Genomic DNA, 19,024 nt, shown 5'->3' with positions numbered 1-19,024 from the left:
GTGGTCGAGGGAATCAACAATAAACTTAAACTAATAAAACGGAGAGGCTATGGCTTTAGAAACTTTCGGAATTTTTGGGTTAGAAGTATGTTATCTTGGCATCTTGTATGTTGATTTAGCATAAAGGGTAACGAAGAGCCAGACAAGATAGACAATAATAGAATATTAAAGGGGGAAAATTAAGATGAAACAGGCATTTACAGCCAGAATTTTTCAAGAGGGTAATTGGTTTGTGGCTCAATGTTTAGAGGTTGATGTGGCAAGTCAAGGAGAAACGGAAACTGAGGCGTTAATAAATCTTCAAGAAGCCTTGGAATTACACTTTGAACCGCCTTGTGCAACAGTGATTCCTCAATTGCAAAAAATAGAGGTAGAAATTAATGCCGCTTAAGCCTTTATCTTATCGTGAAATTAAACGGAAATTAGAGACGGCAGGGTTTGAAGTGGTGAGTCAAAAGGGAAGTCATGTTAAGTTTGCTAAGGATACCTCTGAAGGAAAACGCACAGCGATTGTTCCTAAATATAAAGAGGTAACAATTGGGACGATTACCAGTATTTTAAGGCAAGCGGGGTTAAGTGTTGATGAGTTTGAGCAGTTATAAGTTAATAATCCAATCCTGTCTAAATTATGATTTTTTTGATTATTTGATTAACTATGATTGTTTTTGGCTCTCATCTCTGTGATCTGATTCTGATAATCTACCCACCAGATAGGCAATGGTAGCGGTAGCGCAATGCTTAGGTGATGTTATACTAATAATAGTTTTGCCCAAATTTTTATTAAGGAAGGGATGATCTTAAAAATATGCAATATCAAGTCAATCTCAAACAAACAGAAGAGGGATATGCCGTTTGGTGTCCTAGTTTACCCAGTTGTGCTTCTCAAGGTACAACTAAAGAAGAAGCACTCAATAATATTCAAGATGCAATTCAGTCTTATTTAGAAGTTGCTGCAGAATTAAATCAAGGGATCGAATCTTATTATGTAGAAGTTGAATTAAATCATGCCTAGTCTTGCTGTAATTAATTATCAACGAGCAATTAAAGCATTTGAAAAAGCAGGATTTCAGATTGTTCGACAGGGAAAACATATTACCATGACTGATGGACAACATATTCTCACTATTCCAAGGGCTAATCCAATTAATGCCTATACAATGGGAACAATTATTAAAGGTTCGGGATTAACTATTGAAGAATTTAAAAAACTTTTATAAAACAATCTCAACCCATGAACGAACAACGCACCCAATCCTGTCTAAATTATGATTTTTTTTGATTATTTGACTGACTAGGATTTCTCTCGGCTATCATCCCTCAAATCAAAGAGTAAGGGTATTATTTGCCATGAGTCAATATGTTTTACTTCCGATTCAAGTCATTCAGGAAGAATTAGAAGCCTTAAAAAAAATGGTCATTCATCATCAGACTCAAATTAAAGGTTTATGGAAAGATGTTGTGATCAGTGATGACGATTTAGAAGAAGCTAAAAAAGCAGTTTTTCGAGATTAGATTACACTTCATTTTTATGACAAATGCTGTAGTTCTCGTAAATGATATTTTTAAGAGTTTAAATCTTTAAAGGGATTGATAATCTGTAAGCTATTATTGATAATTAAACCATCTTGCATATCTTCTGAGTAGAGAATAGTTGCATCGCCTAAAACTGCACTAGCAACAATCAGGCTATCCCAAAATGAAATTAAGTAGCGATCTCGTAATTTCACGGCATACTCAAGCGTTTCGAGGGAGACAGGTAAGATTTCACACCCTTGGGTCAATTCTTCAAGTAGATTTTGGATCTGTAAATTATTAAACCCTGCTTTGCGGATTAAATTTGAGCAAACCTCATTGACAACTTGTGTACTAATCATCAAGTTTTCTTGATTCGTAATATTTGTAGCTATTTGTTGCTTAGGGATGGCATTAGGATCGCTACAATTAACAATGAAGCGATACAGCCAAATATTAGAATCAATAAAGAAGGGTTGAGATTCACCAGCGTTCATTCGCTTCTTCTCTGGTAAGAGGATGGAAGTCTTCAATTTTAATCGGATTTGCTGTTAACTGGGCGATTATCCCCGTTTCTGACCATTTTTGGGGAGTAAGCTGGGAAATTGAATTCGATTCTATAGTCAGTTTAACGCACTGTCCTTCATTGAGTTGGAGATTACTAAGAGGACGTAAAACGCCATTTTCAAAGACGGCTTCACAGGTTTGTTGCGGCATAACTCAATCCTTAATTCTAAATTACTCTTATTTTAACCGATGAATCAACAACGCACCCAATCCCGTCTAAACTATGATTTTTTTGATTGTTTGATTGACTATTATTTTTTTCGGCTATCGTCCCTGTGATAGAATTCTGATAATCTCCCCATTCAATCCCCTACCCCGACCAATGTTTAGGCCATGCTAGAATGGTGATAAAAGCATAGAATCCTATGTAGTTTAATTAGTTGAAACTGAATCGAAGAAAGTTATGTTCACAGATATCAATATTGGCACTTTCATAAAAAGCGATCCCAAAATTCATGGAGGTTGTCCTATTATCGCGGGAACTGCTGTTACTGTACGAAGAATAGTGATCTGGTATAAGTTAGGATATAGTCCTGAAGAAATTGCCGATGAAATCCCTCATCTTTCTTTGGCACAAGTTTATGCCGCTCTAACTTACTATCATACTAACAAAGAAACAATAGAAGCAGAAATTATAGCCGAAGCCGCCGAAGCAGATCGCCTTGAAGCATTACATTATTCTTCTTCTTATGAGTAGAATTAGCTTATATATGGATGAGGATTCTACAGCGTTCAAAATGATTTAGATAATCCGGCTTGTTTCAAAACTGCATTGGCAGTATGGCGTGATTTAATAGTATTATCAACTACAAATCTTCTTTCTGTCAGAGGACTATACCAAATTTCATGATCTCCTTTACCTTGACGTTCAAAATAACATCCAGCTGCTGAGAGCAGTTTTTTTAATGCAGGTGTTAAAGAAGTAGCCATCTAAACAGCGCACTCAATTGATTCTTGACGATGACTAATGAGTTCAAAAGTTATCGGTGCTTGAGGTTCAAGAGTAATTAGATGATTGAGTTGTAATAATTCTGGAATCATCTGTCGTAATTTAGCTGTTAAAGCTTCGATGGTATCAGCTTCGGTGACTAATCCCGGAATATCTTCACTCTCTGCTACCCAAACTTGCGCCTCTCGATCCCAAAATGCTTCTACTTGGTACGGTTTTTGATTCATGATGATTTAGTTCAAGTGAGTAGAATTAGCTTATCTATCAATCAAGATTATACAGTGCGATCGCCTTTCTGACAATCTTACCACCAATCCCCAACTCTTGATGATTGCCGATGAATCGCTTATAACTGAATTAACCGCCACCATCTACCACGCTATGAATGAACCCAAAAAACATCGACAATCTATTCGTTTAAAAGGCTATGATTATAGGCTTAATGGAGCTTATTATATCACAATTTGTTCTTATCAAAAGCAGTATTTATTTGGTGAAATTGTTGAAGGAAATATGGAGCGAAATTTACTTGGTGATACTGTTGAAGCAGTATGGTATAGACTGCCTCTACATTTTAAGTTTATTGAACTAGATACTTTTATTGTCATGCCCAATCATATTCATGGAATTATAGTAATACAAAACCAAGCTCTGGAAAAGGCTGCACACGATTCGCAATATCCTCACGGTACAATGCCGGAATCTTTGGGGGCTATTGTGCAGAATTTCAAATCAATTTCTAGTCGTAAAATTAATCGTTTATGTGGCGATCGCCTGAAAATTTGGCAGCGCAATTATTATGAACATATCATTCGCAATGAAAATTCTTATCAAAAAATCCGGCAATACATTCTTGATAATCCGCGAAATTGGGAACAAGACGAGAACAATCTGAATAAATTCAAACCAATGTAGGGGCAAATAACCTGTGGGGACAAATAACCTGCGGGAACGAATAACCTGTAGGGGCGAAGCATTCGGGCAATAACATATCGCTGAAACCATAAATTTCTTATCCGAATGCTTCGCCCCTACCCTGGGCAATAAACTAATAACCTTCGCCTATTATCCCTGTGATACAATTATGATAATCTCCTCATTAAATCCCTGTACGGGCGAAGCATTCGTGCATAATCTATCACTAACCTTAGCCTATCATCCCTGTGATACAATTCTGATAATCTCCCCATTAAATCCCTGTACGGGCGAAGCATTCGTGCATAATCTATCACTGAAACCCTAGATTTTCTATCCGAATGCTTCGCCCCTACCCCAGACAATAACCTTAGCCTATCATCCCTGTGATACAATTCTGATAATCTCCCCATTAAATCCCTGTACGGGCGAAGCATTCGTGCATAATCTATCACTGAAACCCTAAATTTTCTATCCGAATGCTTCGCCCCTACCCATCAATTCCCCATCTACCACGCCATGAATGAACAACGCGCCCAAGCCTCCCTAAACCCGCAAGACTATCTCAATTTCTTGATGAAGACATTACAAAAAATCTCAGAAAATTCCAACCCTCAAGTAATTTATCCCTTTTGGGCGCAAAATCTGGATAAATTCGATGAAAATTTGATTGAAGTTTTAGATGAGTGGGCAAGACAAACACTAATACAAGTTGCCCCACAACAAGCGAATTCTATTGTTACGGATATTTTTTATTTCAGTAATTTAATTGCCCAGTTTCCTCACGGTAACATCACCACCCACAAAGAAATTGCCATCACGGGTTATGAAATAGCCTTAACTATCTTCACTTTTGAAGCATTTCCCCAAGAATGGGCATTGACACAGTTTAGTCTCGCTATTGCTTACCGTAACAGAATCAGAAGGGAGAAAGCCGACAATTTAGAAAAGGCGATCACCGCTTACCAGGAAGCATTGAAAGTGAGGACTTTTGACGCATTTCCCGAAGATTGGGCAATGACACAGCGTAATCTCGGTGAAGCTTACCGTAACAGAATCAGAGGGGATAAAGCCTGTAATTTAGAAAGTGCGATCGCGTACTGCCAGGAAGCTTTGAAAGTTTATACTTTTGACGCATTTCCACAAGATTGGGCAGGGACACAGAATAATCTCGCTTTAGCTTACATTGACAGAATCAGAGGAGAGAAAGCCGACAATTTAGAAAGGGCTATCGCTGCTTGCCAGGAAGCTTTGAAAGTTTATACTTTTGACGCATTTCCCCAACAATGGGCAGGGACACAGCATAATCTCGCTGCTGCTTACGTTGACAGAATCAGAGGGGATAAAGCTGACAATTTAGAAAGGGCGATCACCGCTTACCAGGAAGCCTTGAAAGTGAGGACTTTTGAGGCATTTCCCCAAGATTGGGCAATGACACAGAATAATCTCGCTAATGCTTACAGTAACAGAATTAGGGGGGAGAAAGCTGACAATTTAGAAAGGGCGATCACTGCTTACAATGAAGCATTGAAAGTTTATACTTTTGACGCTTTTCCCCAAGAATGGGCAGGTACACAGAATAATCTCGCTAATGCTTACAGTGACAGAATCAGAGGAGAAAAAGCTGACAATTTAGAAATAGCGATCAAGTCTTATCACAATGCCTTACAAATCTATACTAAAGACAGTGATCCCCTTAATTGTTTACAAACCGCCCAAAATTTAGGCATCCTACATTATGATCAAAAACAATGGCAACAAGCAACAGAAGCCTGTCACCGCGCTATTGAAGCTGTCGAAAATGCCCGCTTAGAAGCATTAAACCCGCAAGATCGTCAAGAGGTTTTATCCAATGCTATTGATGTTTTCCATCGCATCGTGCAAGCTTATCTTAACCTTAATCAGCCTGAGAAGGCATTAGAATATATCGAACGCAGTAAAGGGCGTAATCTGGTAGAATTAATCACCCAAAAAAACCTACACCCCCAAGGCGTTAGTCAAGAAATTATCGCCCAATTAAATGAATTAAAACAAAGAGTGGTTAACGAGCAAATTCGCTTACAACATCAAAGTATTAACCAGAATTTAATGAGTCGTGATAACTTAACTCCCTACGTTCAAGATCATAGTTACCTGAAAGACTATCAACAAGACTTAGATAATTTTATTGCAAGAGAAATTAAAGATACTCTCTTTAGCCTCACTCAAAAAGTTGAGCCGATCGCATTTACAGAGATTCAGGCTTTAACTGATGCCGAAACTTGTCTGCTCCAATGGTACATTACAGGGGAGAAAATACTCGCTTTTGTCGTGTCTGCTGAGGGAGAGGTTAAAGTTTGGCAATCTTCCGAAGATGATATAAAGCAATTCTTTGATACCTTCAGTAATTATCGACAGCTTTACGACTCCGAAAATGGCAAGCAAGAATGGAGAAATCAACTGTCTAACCTCTTACAGACTTTTGCTGATACTCTACATATTAATGATATTCTTGCCCTTATTCCCGATACTTGTCAACGGTTAATTATTATTCCCCATTTGTTTCTGCATATTCTCCCTATTCACGCTTTCCCGATTAACAAAAACCAAATTTTACAGGATAAATACAATATACAATATGCCCCTAGTTGTCAAATCTTGCAAAAAATCTCCCAAACTTTTCACCATTCCGACTTTAATAAACTGTTCGCTATTCAAAACCCCACCAAAGACTTATTTTACACTGACTTAGAAGTTAATATCCTCTCAACTTTCTTTACTGAACCTCAAGTTATCACTAAAGATAACGCCACTAAAAATGCTGTTCTTCCCCATCTCAAATCCTCAGATAACCACTGCTATCACTTCTCCTGTCATGGAGGCTTTAACCCAGCTAATCCCCTAGAATCCGCCTTATTATTAGCCAATAAAGAATCCTTAACATTAGGCGAAATCTTTGAACTGCGCTTGAATAAATGTCGCCTTGTCACCCTTTCTGCCTGCGAAACTGGCATGATTGATATAAACTCTATCAGTGATGAATATATCGGTTTACCCAGTGGTTTTCTGTTTGCGGGAAGTCCCAGCGTTGTCAGTAGTTTATGGACAGTTGATGACCTATCAACCTCCTTCTTGATGATTAAATTATATGAGATTTTATTTGATGAGAATCAGCAAGTTTCTGTACCAGTTGCTTTAAAACAAGCTCAAAACTGGTTACAGAATTTAACTATTGAGGAATTGGACAAATTTCTAGAGCAATATCAGCCACAAATGGACAAACATCTTGCCTTATTGCAACCAGAACAGCGTCCACTATATAAAGAATCATTGAAACCAATAAAACAGCGCAAACCACATCCTTTTATAAGTCCTTATTACTGGGCAGGTTTTATCGCTACAGGGATTTAAGTTTCAAGATTAGCACAAACCTTTTTCATACCCAACTTAAAAGCACAAATACCGATAGCTGTTGCCACACCTGGAGGAATACCAGCACCCATAGAAATTGGTTCTATTGCTGGTGCAATCATTCCAGATTCCAAAGCTTCTCTAACTTCCTCTTGACAGATAAATTGGCGGCATTTTTTCAGTAAATCACCGATAGATCTATCTGGTTCTGTACCAGTTTCTCGCATTAGCAGTAAGGGTATAGCATACTTGAGATAACCGTCGCACTCATCAATCGCATCCAAAGCAGCAATCGCACTTAGATTATCTACCAATTCAGCGCGAAACTGGGCAATTTCTTCAGGAGTAACTTTAGTTGATTCAATATTCATAGGTTGTTCTTATTTAGGGTTTGCTGAAAAAGTAGGGGCGAAGCATTCGGGCAATAACCTATCGCTGAAACCTTAGATTTCCTATCCGAATGCTTCGCCCCTACAGGATGGGATCGCTGATGAAGAGGCAAGGTTTTGAACCACGATTCTCGCAAAACAGGTGCAAGGTTTTGCGAGAAAGGCCCTAAAGTCCTTACCTCGCCTACATTTCATATTTATTCAGCAAACCCTATTTACAGACAATGCTAATTGTATATTTTATCATCTATCGATAGTTTTTCATAGAAAGTGTTAATCTAACTGGTTACTGATAACTGAAAAGGTTCTTAATTCCCTACCATTGTGATAATTGCTGTCATTTAAACCACGACAAAATTAACTAATTTGCCCGGGACAACAATCACTTTTTTGATTTCCTTACCCTCTAAATAACGTTGGGCGATTTCTGATTCCAGGGCGAGGGTTTCTAGGGTGCTTTTATCGGCACTAGCGGGAACTTGTATCGTGCCTCTGGTTTTTCCCAAAATTTGGATGACAAGGGTAATCTCGTCCACAATCAGGGCAGTGGGATCAACTTTTGGCCAGGGTTGCAGGTGAATTGATTGGCTATGGCCTAAAGCTTGCCATAATTCCTCGCTAAGATGGGGGGCAAAAAGGGAAAGTAAGATTAATAGGGTTTCGATTCCTTCCCGATAAATGGGGGATGCAAAACACTTATTATCCCCTAAAGCGTTACTGAGTTTCATTAATTCGGAAATGGCGGTATTAAATTGATAATCTCCTTCTAAATCCTCGGAGATTTCTTTAATAGCGGTGTGAATTGCCCGTCTTAAATCTTTGTCAGTTTTCGAGAAAGTCTCTATTTTTTTGACTTGCTTGGGTTTATTTTCAATATATTCGCTGACTAAACGCCACACCCGATTAAGAAAGCGAAATTGTCCTTCTACCCCCGCATCATCCCACTGTAAATCTTTTTCTGGGGGTGCGGTAAAAAGTATAAACATTCGGGCAGTATCGGCCCCATATTTTTCGAGGACTTTTAGAGGATCAACGCCGTTATATTTCGACTTAGACATTTTTTCAAAGAAGAAAGATAGAACTTCTCCCGTGTCTTTATCGCAATATTTATCCTCTTTATAGATAACATTTTCTGCGGGGACATATTTGCCAGTTTCGGGATTTTTGTAGGTTAATCCCTGTACCATTCCCTGGGTTAATAGACGGTTAAAAGGTTCATCGACATTAACTAAACCTCGGTCTCTTAAAACTTTGGTAAAGAAACGAGAATAGAGTAAATGTAGGATAGCGTGTTCGATTCCTCCGACGTATTGATCCACGGGCATCCAATCATTAACCTTCTCAAATTGAAAGGGTATATCTTCATTTTTAGCATCGGTATAACGGAGGAAATACCAACTAGAATCGATGAAAGTATCCATGGTGTCTGTTTCCCGTTTTGCGGGAGTTCCACAGCGAGGACAATCCACATTTACCCAGTCTTCTAATTTGGCTAAAGGAGAAGCACCTCGACCGCTAAATTCGACATTTTCCGGTAAAGTAACGGGTAAATTATCGATAGGTACTGGCACGGTTCCACAGTTAGGACAGTGGATAACTGGAATCGGACAACCCCAATATCTTTGACGGGAAATTAACCAATCCCGGAGGCGATATTGTATTCTAGCTTTGCCGTAACCTTGGGCAGTGGCATAATCAATAATAGCGGTTTTTCCTGCTGTAGAATTAAGTCCATTAAATTGAGCGGAATTAATCATAATTCCCGCTTCTGTATAGGCCTCTTTTAACTCAATTTCGCCACTTTCTGGAGTAATAACTATCTTAATTGGTAGGTTATTTTCCCGAGCAAATTTAAAATCGCGACTGTCGTGAGCCGGGACTCCCATCACTGCCCCCGTCCCGTATTCGTAGAGGACATAATCAGCAATTAAAATCGGAATTTCTTCACCGGTAAAAGGATTAATTGCCAGTCCTCCGGTTTTAATACCGCGTTTGGGTTTATCTTCGGCAGTTCTTTCTAATTCGCTTTCGCTGGCTATCTCTTGAATAAAAGTTTCTACGGCCGATTTTTGTTCGGGAGTGGTAACTTGTAAAGTTAAGGGATGTTCGGGAGCAAGTACCACATAAGTGACTCCATAAACCGTATCGGGACGAGTGGTAAAAACGGCAATTTTTTCTGGGGAATTAACAAGAGGAAATTCTAAATAAGCACCTACCGATTTACCAATCCAGTTGGCCTGCATGGTTTTAACCCGTTCCGGCCAACCGGTAAGCTTATCTAAATCAGTGAGTAATTGTTCGGCATAATCGGTGATTTTTAGGAACCATTGCCGGAGTAATTTTCTTTCTACTTTAGCACCCGATCGCCAAGATTTTCCTTCACTATCTACCTGTTCATTTGCTAAGACAGTTTGATCGATAGGATCCCAATTCACTGCCGCTTCTTTTTGGTAGGCTAATCCTGATTCAAAAAACTGTAAAAATAGCCATTGGGTCCAACGATAATATTCCGGGGAACAGGTGGCAACTTCTCTTTCCCAATCGATAGATAATCCTAACTGTTGTAATTGCCGTTTCATCTGGGCAATATTTTGGTCGGTCCATTTTGCCGGAGGAACTCCCCTTTCAATAGCGGCATTTTCTGCGGGTAATCCGAAAGCATCCCACCCCATGGGATGCAGGACGCGATAACCCTGCATTCTTTTCAGACGGGCAATCACATCGGTGATAGTATAGTTGCGAACGTGACCCATGTGCAGGTTGCCCGATGGATAGGGGAACATGGAGAGGGCGTAAAATTTCGGTTTATCGGCGTTTTCTGGGGTTTTGTCCAATCCCATTTGCTGCCAAATCTTCTGCCATTTCTGTTCGATTTCTGCGGGGTTGTACGGCACTGGGGTCTTTTCTCCTGAGTTGTATCTATCCCTCCCATTTTACCGCAGCCGGCTGGGGGCGATTGCCAGTCTTGGAGTTATCCACCCTAGCAAAAACCCTCTGGGTTTTAGTGGTTAATTTTCACGGCGAATATTAAACCTCTTGCATAATTAACTTGTGAGGGTTCAAAAACGTCAAAAATAAGGATTAAATCGCATAAAATCTGTAAATAGACCATTTAACTGATTATTATTTCATTCTTAATTCTCCTGACTACTGACTACTGGCTACTGACTAGAAAATAGAAGCTGAAATAACGCCAATTCGTCGATCATACTAAATCCGTTGAGTATAAGCTACATATCAGGAGAGGTACTCCTGCAAGTGGAGTGACTCTTAAATTATTACAGATGTGTCAGCAGCTGCGTGTAAGCATCCCACCGAAAAACTAATGCGCTCCGGGGTTTGGGGGCGGCGCCACGCCCCCAACGGGGGGTTTGGGGGGTTCTACCCCCCAAAAGCTTGGATTGAGCGATAAAGTCGGAAGTAATACTAAATCCCTTGAGTCTAGGCTACATATCAGGAGAGGCACTCATGCAAAAGGGGGAATAAATAATCCGTTTTTAATAACCAGATTTAGGATCAGAATATTTTCATGTTTGGCGGTGTAACTTGTTGCATCAGGACTGACTCCTAACCCTAACAACAATTTTTGATTTTTACAAGAGGTTAAGAGCCGTTCGAATTCACCCAATAGTTACTTGACTGGTATCGACGCCGGTTGCCCCATGGACTTTACTGGCAATTGCCACCATTTTATTTAAAGTCGCCTGATTGGAAACCTTGCCTTTTAGTACAACTTTACCACCAGTTTGAGCGACCCACAATTTGTCTTCATCAGCTAAATCCGGTGTCTCGTCAAAAGCTAAAACTACTCGTTTAGCTAGGCCGCTTTCGTCGTATTTTCCATCTAATCCGACTCTTTCGGGGGGAATACCCGCAGCAGCGGCTTTCCCTGCGATCGCACTAGCGGCATCGGCCGGTTTATCTAAGCCAAAAATTCTTTTTAACCAATCCATTGCTAACACTCCTGATTGAGTTCTAAAACCCCAATTTCTTTAAGAGGGATTTGGTGGAAACGATGTGTCGATCTAATCCTAAACGATCGGGACTGACTCCCACCGCTAAAGCGACTAATTGGGAAAAATGTAACACGGGTAAACCTAAACTTCGACCGATCGCTTTTGCCACTTCCGGTTGTCGGGAATCAAGATTAAGATGGCATAAAGGACAAGGGGTGACTAAACAATCGGCCCCCGCTGCCATGGCCTCTAAAATGTGTTTTCCTGCCATTTGGAAGGATTGGGTGGTGGCATAACTGGACAGGGGCCAACCACAGCATTGAGTGCGTCCTTGATAATAAATCGGATTTGCTCCCACCACCCGAAAGACATTTTCTAGGGATTCCGGCTGAAAAGGATTATCGTAGGGGAGAGTATCCTGGGCCCGCAGGAGATAACAACCATAAAAACTGGCACAATTTAAGCCTGATAAGGGACGAACCACCTTGGCCGCCAGATTATCTAAGCCATAATCGCCCACAATTGCCCAGAGTAGGTGCTTAACCGTCGTCGTACCTTGGTAGGGGGAACAATGTTCTTTCTGTAAATAATTATTAACTTCCTCAACATAATTGGGATTATTATGCTTTGCTTCCTTCAAGCGCTCATCCACATGACCGATCACTCCTTGACAGGTGCTACAGTGAGTCAACAGGGGTAAATTGAGGGCTTCCGCTAGGGCAATATTGCGCGCATTGACGGCATCTTCCAATAGTTGCGAATCTTCCTTATAAGTTCCCGAACCACAACAGGCAGCTTTTTTGAGTTCGACCAAATTAATCCCCAAAGCTTCCGTCAGGGCTGCCGTGGATAGATATAGTTCCCGACAGGCACCTTGGGCGACACAACCGGGAAAATAAGCATACTGGAGATTTTTGACTGTCATGGATTCTAGGAAATTACTACTCATTACCTATCTACCATCTTGGCCCCCTTCCCCTCTGTCATCACTAAAGTCATGGAATTTCTTAATAGACACCCTTTTGTGAGCTGCTCCCAACAAGTGTATGCTAGTTTGCCCCCCGAAATAATATCCAAAAACGAGGAGAGCCATCTCAACAGTATAATGCCTCTCCTTGAGAAAAATTGTTGTTTTGAGGAGTCGGTTGTACCAATGGCAATCTGTCCGGTCAAGAGGTGATTTACCGGTAGAATTGAGAGTGCAGCCGAGAAATTACGGCCAGAAACCCTATTTTGTCTGCTTACGCCGCTTGAGGGAGGGTGATAACAGCATCAAAGTCAGCACGGCTAGGGAAAACCGAGAGAACCCGATCGAGTTGGGTTAATTCAAAGATAATCTTGACTGAAGGTGGAATAGAACAGATATTGAAGGATTTTTCTTGACTTTGAGCCAGACGAAAGGCAGTAACTAAAGCCATTAATCCAGCGCTGTCGAGGAATTCCACCCTACTCATATCCACGAGAAAAGTGATAGAGCGACTCTGGTTAACCAGATTGGTGAGCTGCTCTTGAAATTCTAGGACGTTAGCGGCGGTAATATAGCCGTTTGGCTCAAATAGAGCAATTTCCGGGACTTTTACAGGACTTTTCATGGCTGGGCTTTGAAATTCATAAATGAACCTTTTAACTGGAGATCAGATACCGCTATTATGTCCTAACTTTCTGATTTTGCAACCCCGGTCTTGATAAATTTCCTCTCTCCTGAAAAGATTAATCTTTTTTTAATCTTTCCCCTGTGGGAAGGAACCACTTTTAGGTTAACCTGATGATCCAGGGAGTAAAGAGGAACAGTGATCAAGGCTTATTAGGGCGAATACCAGGGGAAAGTCGTTAGGTTTAAGCTCTAATCCCGAATGACTGATGATGAACCAGAATTATACTGGTATTTTTGCTGAAATAAAGTAAAGCAGGATACAGAAACTAGATTTATTGAACTAGAGTAAGGAAATTGTGGATACCCAGCCGACTATCCGCCAATTAGTGGAACAAGCCCTATATTATCGTCAAATCACGCCAGAAATCGAAAACGGAATTAATGAACTCCTCGCTCGTCTTGGCTACGTTTCCGATGTGGATTACGAGGCCCTAGAGTTACTCATGGATGAAATGGACGAGGGCCGGATTAATCTCGTTCCCCGTCGGTAAATTCAGTGATCAGTGATCAGTTATCAGTGATCAGTTATCAGTTATCAGTTATCAGTTATCAGTGGTGAGTTTTCAGTTCACTGATGGCCTTTCGGTTCCTGTTATGCAATGGACGGGGTTATAAGGGATGAAACCATTATATAGAAAGACATTTAGCGATCACCCGATCGAACCGAACCTAGGCGTTGGGTTTCATGCTTCAACCCAACCTACGTTCTTCAGTTATCAGTTATCAGTTATCAGTTATCAGTTATCAGTGGTGAGTTATCAGTGGTGAGTTATCAGTGGTGAGTTTTCAGTTCACTCCGGACCTAGTAACGAAGATCCTGACTGATGACTGATGACTGAACAATCCCCCAAAACCCAATTTCCCCAAATTTCCCCAAATTAATATAATTGACTTCAGGCTTTCTCTTAACCTGATTTTTTCCATGATTCCTTTAACTCTTAATCTCTTGCAAGGTTCCGTTACTTTTCGTTTCAGTCCCAGTGCTGCTCTGGATTTGCAAAGGGAAATTAATATTTTACTTGATCGCCTGAAAGCGATCGCCAGTAATGCCTCTAGTGGGGGTAAACCCCAACCCCAAAAACCGCTGGAATATCAGCACACTGGTGATGTGTTTCTGGAAGTGTTTTGTAATCCCAATATTTATCCGAGTCCTTTTTCGGCTAAAGTTTTGTTAACGGTTCGTGACGATCGCCTACGCTTAACCACAGAAGCAGAATTAACCCGTGTAATCGAAGATTTAGAGCGTTATCTCGACCAAAATAGTTAGAATCGGGGGATTTTTGGGGTTTCGACCTTTCCTTGTCGTCCCACCTCTCCCCATCTGATTATTCTTCTCTAGCTTGCCATGTTACCGACCGATTTATTGATTTCCCGTCAAAATGGCGAGACAATTATTCCCAAACGCTTACCGATCGCTCCTGATTATCTGATGATCGCTCAAGAACAAATCACCTGTTTTCAGGAAAGTATCGGTCAAACTAAGGGAGAATTAAGCCAAAAACTCCTAATCTTGGAGGGAGACAGTCCCGATTATAAAATTAAACGGGGATTTGCTCACCTATTAACCAATCATTTTGCCACCTTTGAGATTATTAGTCCCTTAGAACCGCAGGAATTAAGAAAAAGAGTTTTTGAACAAGCGGCTAACTTTGTTCCTATTCCCCAAAATCGATCGCTAATTCTTCAAACAATTGCCCAGCAACTCAGCCAAGAATTAAATCAAGAAATTTTGCCAGTAGCTCTAGAAAAAGGACTCTATGCTGATTTAGCAGAGAATAAAATTCTCACTCAATTTGATGCTCCCACCCCCGAAAACTTAATTCATCGTTTTAACCTCTCGCAAATTCAAGGTATTTTTTATCGGGCCAGTTATTTAATTATCAACGTCCACCGCAACGATCCGGGGGAATATAAATATCTCTTTCGCTATCTAAAACTATTTCGTTTAATGACTTATATTGAAGGGGATGCCGACACGGGATTTACTATTACTATCGATGGTCCCACCAGTTTATTTAAAGCTAATAGTCGTTATGGCATTGAAATCGCTAAATTAATCCCTGCCTTACTCCATGTTACTCACTGGAATCTGAAGGCACAATTACAGTACAAAGATTCCTACACAGGAACTATTAAAAAACAACAGTTCAATTTAGAGGATAACTGTGGTCTGGTGTCCCACTATTCCCCGGGTAAACCCTACGATAGTATGTTAGAGGAATCTTTCGCTAAACGTTGGTTACAGTTAAAAACTGAATGGCAACTAGAAAGGGAAGTGGATTTAGTGCCTTTACCCGGAGGGGTGATGATTCCCGATTTCCGTTTAGTGCATCCCGATGGTCGCGTTTTTCTCCTGGAAATTGTTGGTTATTGGCGACCAGAATACCTACAAAAGAAATTCTTACAGGTTAAATCGGCCCAAGCAAATAATCTAATTCTAGCCGTATCGGAACGGTTAAATCTCGAAAAAGCTGGAGTTAAATTCCAAAATCTGCCCGCTCAGGTTATCTGGTTTAAAGATAAATTATCACCCCAAGCAGTGTTAGAAGTTTTAAGTTAAAGGTTTCGGAAGCTAAAAGCGGAAGTATGATTTGATACTCCCGCTTTGGTTTCATCAGACTAGGTTAACCTTTTTGCTCAAGACCGGACAATGAGTGCTACATCATTGAGCAATGGTAGGATTGATGGACACTTTCACCACTTTATTTTTTTCTTCTTCCGCTTTCGGGAGAGTGAGATTGAGAATGCCATCTTTGTATTCAGCAGTCACGTTATTGTTATCAACCCGAACCGGTAGAGGAATAACCCGATGGAATTTACCATAACGGAACTCAGTGCGGGTAAATCCTTCTTCTTCGGTTTTAATTTCCGATTTCCTTTCACCATTAATGGTCAGACTATCGGCTGTTACTTCCAGGTTGAGGTCTTTGGCTTCCATACCAGGTATTTCCAGTTTAAGCTGAACTGCCTCTGGCGTTTCGGTCATTTCCGCCGCCGGGATGAAGGACAACCCCATTTTTTCGCCATCGCCTACATCAGTCGGCACAAGACGGTCAAACAAGCGATTCATTTCTTTCTGTAGGCTTTCTACTTCTCTGAAAGGCTCCCAACGTATAAGTGCCATATAAGTCACCTCCGAAGTTTTCTTAACGCTAGAGATGTTGGTTTATCTCTACACTTTTAGGATAGATAAAAGATTCTCTGACTGGGGTAGGGTTTTCGGTATTGAGTTTTTCCAGATTCCCGTACTATCTCCTATACTAGAGCTAGGTGAAAAGGTTTTTCCCGGGGAAGTGGGAAGTGGGGAGTGGGTAGGGTTGATTCATGAATCAACCCCACCATGAATCAACCCTACCATGAATCAACCCCACCATGAATTAACCCTACTATGAATTAACCCTACTATGAATTAACCCTAGGGGAGTGGGGGGTTTTCTCAGTGAACTGATAACTGATAACTGATAACTGACTCCACCAACAGACTTTTTCAGTAAACCCTAATTATCTACTGATGAATAATTAAACTTTCTAAACTGGTTTGTAAATCTTGGGTTAATTGGGCTACGGCCGAGCGTCGATCGCTTTTATAATCGCCATAGCGCTCGGATACGCAAATAGGCTTACCAATAGTTATTATCGCTTTTTGTTGACCAATTTGGGGACGGAAAAAGGGATTACCTCCCTTAATTCTTGTCACTAAATCCCAGAGCAATAAAATTGTCTCAGCGAATCTTTCTACGGTGGGTTTTTCTTTTACATAATAACCGGTTACTGACACGAAACTTTCGACAATTCTCATGTGCCACATTTTTAAATTAGCTTCATCAGCCAGGCGATCAGCTAATCCTAATTCAAGGGGAGAAATCGAATAACTGGGTTTTAATTCTTGGCGATAAATGCGTTCCCATCCTGCTTGTTCTAAACGACGACAGCGATCGATCACATTACCATTATGAGAAAGATTAAAATACTTTTCTACGGTTTGTAGGGCCACATCTAATAAATTGGCTAAACGTTTGGCTATGGTTTCGTTTGGATCATCGCCATTGGCAGGTACTACAGGCAAAGATTGATAGTAGAAATCTCGATAAAAATCCTCCATTAAGGATAATAATCTTTCTCCTAACCGAAAAAGACGCTCGTATAAAACCTTTTCTTCTAGGGATGAATTCGGGATTGATTCTAAACCGCTATCGGTTTCTAAATTAGTTAAAATTTGCTCGATTTCTTGCCACACTGGAGTCAGATAAAAATACTGAATACCAATAGGTAAAATAATTACTTCCTGCTGTTGTTTAGCTTTTCTGACATCATCCACACCCCAAAAAGCCAATTGAGAAATACCCGGTTCAATAGCACTAACAAGCTCATTATGTCCGTTAGTTGCCCCTTCCGGAGCGGCGGCTAAAGGATAATCTCCTTCTAATAATAAACGACGAGCCGAACGCAATCCGATTAAATCGGCTTTTCCCCGTTGAATTGGTGTGCCACCTAACTTAGAATATAACCATCCTACCCTTTCTCCAGCCCATAAAGGAATCCCTCGATCGTACATAAAATGAGCGTGAATTGGGGCTGGTAATTTTATTCCTAACTCTTGGGCTTTTTTGGGTACTAATTTCCACAAAAGATAGGCCATACAGTAGGGATCGTTAATACTGGGATGACGAAAAGCAAGCAGTAAACGGACTTTTTTCTCTTGACTTTTTTGATAAAATGTGATTAAAGTTTCTAGATTGGCGGCGGAAATTTCTCTTAAGTTGGTTTGAGTTTGTAACCAGAGAGGTAAAAAGATTTGACATCCCTTTAAAAGTAAGAGATTAAGGTCAGGGGGGATAAATTCGAGGGGGGGTTGTGCGCCCAAAGATAGATTAGACATACAAGTAGTCGTGCCAAATAAATTTCCTAGTTGAGACTCCGAGACAGGTATCAGATTTTAGTTTTCAGTTCATTGTTTACTGTTTACTGTTTACTGTTTAAGGAAGAATAAAAGAAAACTCTGATCAATAATTACCCACTGGCCAAAAGGTAATCACAGCAGCAAACAGGTGTCGAGCTAGATTTCAAATACACTGGGATTGCAGGCTCCCTCAACCGTGAAAGGAGAAATTAACCGACTTTGAGCGAGGAGGAACAGGAGCAGTTTACCTCCTCACCTAAACAAATACATCTATACTATAGCTCTATCCCCATTTCTCGCAAACGAGCCGCCAGCTGTTGAGAACGCTGTCTTTCCGCTTCCAGAGCTTGCTGAGTAGCATTTAATTGCTCCTGTGCCGCAGCCGCTTGCTCCTGTGCCGCCGCCGCTTGCTCTTGTGCCGCTTCTTCTGGTAAGGGGATTAAATTGCCTTCCGGGTCATAAAATCTCGCCCAAATTGCCGTTTCTCGGTCAATAGTCCCCTCCCAAGTCCCCAACCAATAGCCTAAAGTTTCACACCATAACCAGCCGCGCTCGTTTCGTTCTAAAGAATGGTAGCGTTGGTCAGCCCCTAAATGCCATCCTTGTAAAGAATTGGCATCAAAAGGATCGTAGATGAAATAATCTGGCGTACGGAAGGTTCGCTCATAAATTGCCTTTTTTCGCACTTTATCGGTTCTGGCGGTACTAGGAGAGGTTAATTCTACGATAACGTCGGGATAACGTCCCTCTTCTTCCCAAATTACCCAACCCTGTCGCTCTCTGCTGCCATCG

The 19,024-nt window shown here is 40.7% G+C and carries 24 protein-coding genes; 12 read left to right on the top strand and 12 right to left on the bottom strand.

The window, feature by feature from the left end; genetic code table 11:
• The 6 genes from IM456_RS00545 to IM456_RS00520 form a co-directional block, all read left to right on the top strand.
• Positions 1-114: transposase (locus IM456_RS00545; RefSeq protein WP_130758671.1), on the top strand; the 114-nt coding region annotated here is incomplete at its 5' end.
• A gap of 70 nt (positions 115-184) precedes the next feature.
• Positions 185-391, top strand: coding sequence for a type II toxin-antitoxin system HicB family antitoxin (locus IM456_RS00540; protein WP_149986322.1), 207 nt, complete (start codon positions 185-187; stop codon positions 389-391).
• A complete protein-coding gene (locus IM456_RS00535) occupies positions 381-602 on the top strand; it encodes a type II toxin-antitoxin system HicA family toxin (RefSeq protein ID WP_149986321.1) in 222 nt (73 codons plus the stop codon). The genes IM456_RS00540 and IM456_RS00535 overlap by 11 nt, the downstream gene beginning before the upstream one ends.
• A 203-nt stretch (positions 603-805) precedes the next feature.
• Complete coding sequence (locus IM456_RS00530) at positions 806-1,012, top strand: type II toxin-antitoxin system HicB family antitoxin (protein WP_149986320.1); 207 nt, start codon at positions 806-808, stop codon at positions 1,010-1,012.
• The gene (locus IM456_RS00525; protein WP_061430790.1) at positions 1,005-1,217 is read left to right on the top strand and encodes a type II toxin-antitoxin system HicA family toxin; all 213 of its coding nucleotides are present in this window, start codon (positions 1,005-1,007) and stop codon (positions 1,215-1,217) included. The genes IM456_RS00530 and IM456_RS00525 overlap by 8 nt, the downstream gene beginning before the upstream one ends.
• Positions 1,218-1,347: 130 nt before the next feature.
• Positions 1,348-1,512 carry a hypothetical protein gene (locus IM456_RS00520; RefSeq protein WP_170915573.1) on the top strand — a complete coding sequence of 55 codons (165 nt, stop codon included), beginning with the start codon at positions 1,348-1,350 and terminating at the stop codon, positions 1,510-1,512.
• 50 nt (positions 1,513-1,562) lie between these two features.
• Here the strand turns inward: IM456_RS00520 and IM456_RS00515 are convergent, their stop codons facing one another.
• Both IM456_RS00515 and IM456_RS00510 read right to left on the bottom strand, forming a co-directional pair.
• Positions 1,563-2,009, bottom strand: coding sequence for a PIN domain-containing protein (locus IM456_RS00515; RefSeq protein WP_149986319.1), 447 nt, complete (start codon positions 2,007-2,009; stop codon positions 1,563-1,565).
• Entirely contained in the window at positions 1,996-2,229 is a 234-nt protein-coding gene (locus IM456_RS00510; RefSeq protein ID WP_149986318.1) for an antitoxin family protein, read from the bottom strand. The genes IM456_RS00515 and IM456_RS00510 overlap by 14 nt, the downstream gene beginning before the upstream one ends.
• Positions 2,230-2,482: 253 nt before the next feature.
• On the opposite strand from IM456_RS00510, the gene IM456_RS00505 reads away from it, so the two are divergent.
• Positions 2,483-2,776, top strand: a complete 294-nt coding sequence (locus tag IM456_RS00505) for a DUF433 domain-containing protein (RefSeq protein WP_149986317.1) — start codon at positions 2,483-2,485, stop codon at positions 2,774-2,776.
• Positions 2,777-2,811: 35 nt separating this feature from the next.
• Here the strand turns inward: IM456_RS00505 and IM456_RS00500 are convergent, their stop codons facing one another.
• Together IM456_RS00500 and IM456_RS00495 are read right to left on the bottom strand one after the other, a co-directional pair.
• Positions 2,812-3,009, bottom strand: a complete 198-nt coding sequence (locus tag IM456_RS00500) for a type II toxin-antitoxin system HicA family toxin (protein WP_002799542.1) — start codon at positions 3,007-3,009, stop codon at positions 2,812-2,814.
• Complete coding sequence (locus IM456_RS00495; RefSeq protein ID WP_008203482.1) at positions 3,010-3,255, bottom strand: DUF1902 domain-containing protein; 246 nt, start codon at positions 3,253-3,255, stop codon at positions 3,010-3,012. It abuts the gene before it with no gap.
• Positions 3,256-3,355: 100 nt separating this feature from the next.
• Between IM456_RS00495 and IM456_RS00490 the strand changes: the two genes are divergently transcribed.
• Positions 3,356-3,943, top strand: a complete 588-nt coding sequence (locus IM456_RS00490; protein WP_287694498.1) for a transposase — start codon at positions 3,356-3,358, stop codon at positions 3,941-3,943.
• A gap of 519 nt (positions 3,944-4,462) precedes the next feature.
• Positions 4,463-7,333, top strand: a complete 2,871-nt coding sequence (locus IM456_RS00485; protein WP_287694496.1) for a CHAT domain-containing protein — start codon at positions 4,463-4,465, stop codon at positions 7,331-7,333.
• Here IM456_RS00485 and IM456_RS00480 read toward each other — a convergent pair.
• The 5 genes from IM456_RS00480 to IM456_RS00460 form a co-directional block, all read right to left on the bottom strand.
• Positions 7,330-7,704, bottom strand: coding sequence for a hypothetical protein (locus IM456_RS00480; RefSeq protein ID WP_194015462.1), 375 nt, complete (start codon positions 7,702-7,704; stop codon positions 7,330-7,332). The two genes, IM456_RS00485 and IM456_RS00480, sit on opposite strands and share 4 nt — an antisense overlap.
• A gap of 359 nt (positions 7,705-8,063) precedes the next feature.
• The gene (gene leuS, locus IM456_RS00475) at positions 8,064-10,616 is read right to left on the bottom strand and encodes a leucine--tRNA ligase (protein WP_287694493.1); all 2,553 of its coding nucleotides are present in this window, start codon (positions 10,614-10,616) and stop codon (positions 8,064-8,066) included.
• 726 nt (positions 10,617-11,342) lie between these two features.
• A complete protein-coding gene (locus IM456_RS00470; RefSeq protein WP_004162645.1) occupies positions 11,343-11,675 on the bottom strand; it encodes a BON domain-containing protein in 333 nt (110 codons plus the stop codon).
• A gap of 22 nt (positions 11,676-11,697) precedes the next feature.
• On the bottom strand, positions 11,698-12,627 hold the full coding sequence (locus IM456_RS00465; protein ID WP_149988429.1) for a CoB--CoM heterodisulfide reductase iron-sulfur subunit B family protein: 930 nt from the start codon (positions 12,625-12,627) through the stop codon (positions 11,698-11,700).
• A 292-nt stretch (positions 12,628-12,919) separates the two neighbouring features.
• The gene (locus IM456_RS00460) at positions 12,920-13,270 is read right to left on the bottom strand and encodes an STAS domain-containing protein (protein WP_002761268.1); all 351 of its coding nucleotides are present in this window, start codon (positions 13,268-13,270) and stop codon (positions 12,920-12,922) included.
• 358 nt (positions 13,271-13,628) lie between these two features.
• Between IM456_RS00460 and IM456_RS00455 the strand changes: the two genes are divergently transcribed.
• The 3 genes from IM456_RS00455 to IM456_RS00445 all read left to right on the top strand — a co-directional run bounded on the left by IM456_RS00455 (position 13,629) and on the right by IM456_RS00445 (position 15,892).
• A complete protein-coding gene (locus IM456_RS00455) occupies positions 13,629-13,823 on the top strand; it encodes a hypothetical protein (protein WP_002761266.1) in 195 nt (64 codons plus the stop codon).
• Between the two features lie 431 nt (positions 13,824-14,254).
• The gene (locus IM456_RS00450; protein WP_061430783.1) at positions 14,255-14,599 is read left to right on the top strand and encodes a hypothetical protein; all 345 of its coding nucleotides are present in this window, start codon (positions 14,255-14,257) and stop codon (positions 14,597-14,599) included.
• 78 nt (positions 14,600-14,677) lie between these two features.
• A complete protein-coding gene (locus IM456_RS00445) occupies positions 14,678-15,892 on the top strand; it encodes a DUF790 family protein (protein ID WP_149988428.1) in 1,215 nt (404 codons plus the stop codon).
• 102 nt (positions 15,893-15,994) lie between these two features.
• Here the strand turns inward: IM456_RS00445 and IM456_RS00440 are convergent, their stop codons facing one another.
• From IM456_RS00440 to IM456_RS00430, 3 genes are all read right to left on the bottom strand, one after another.
• Positions 15,995-16,456, bottom strand: a complete 462-nt coding sequence (locus IM456_RS00440) for an Hsp20/alpha crystallin family protein (protein WP_149988427.1) — start codon at positions 16,454-16,456, stop codon at positions 15,995-15,997.
• Positions 16,457-16,837: 381 nt separating this feature from the next.
• Positions 16,838-18,211 (bottom strand): 1-acyl-sn-glycerol-3-phosphate acyltransferase, encoded by a 1,374-nt coding sequence (locus tag IM456_RS00435; protein ID WP_149988426.1) that lies wholly within the window; start codon positions 18,209-18,211, stop codon positions 16,838-16,840.
• A 296-nt stretch (positions 18,212-18,507) separates the two neighbouring features.
• A partial coding sequence (locus IM456_RS00430) for a Uma2 family endonuclease (protein WP_287694487.1) occupies positions 18,508-19,024 on the bottom strand: 517 nt, incomplete at its 5' end.

The sequence above is a fragment of the Microcystis sp. M079S1 genome, assembly GCF_020246425.1.
GTDB classification, from domain to species: Bacteria; Cyanobacteriota; Cyanobacteriia; order Cyanobacteriales; family Microcystaceae; genus Microcystis; species Microcystis aeruginosa.
The sequence above is the reverse complement of the archived record's forward strand: the minus strand, read 5'-3'. Positions and strand labels throughout refer to the sequence as shown.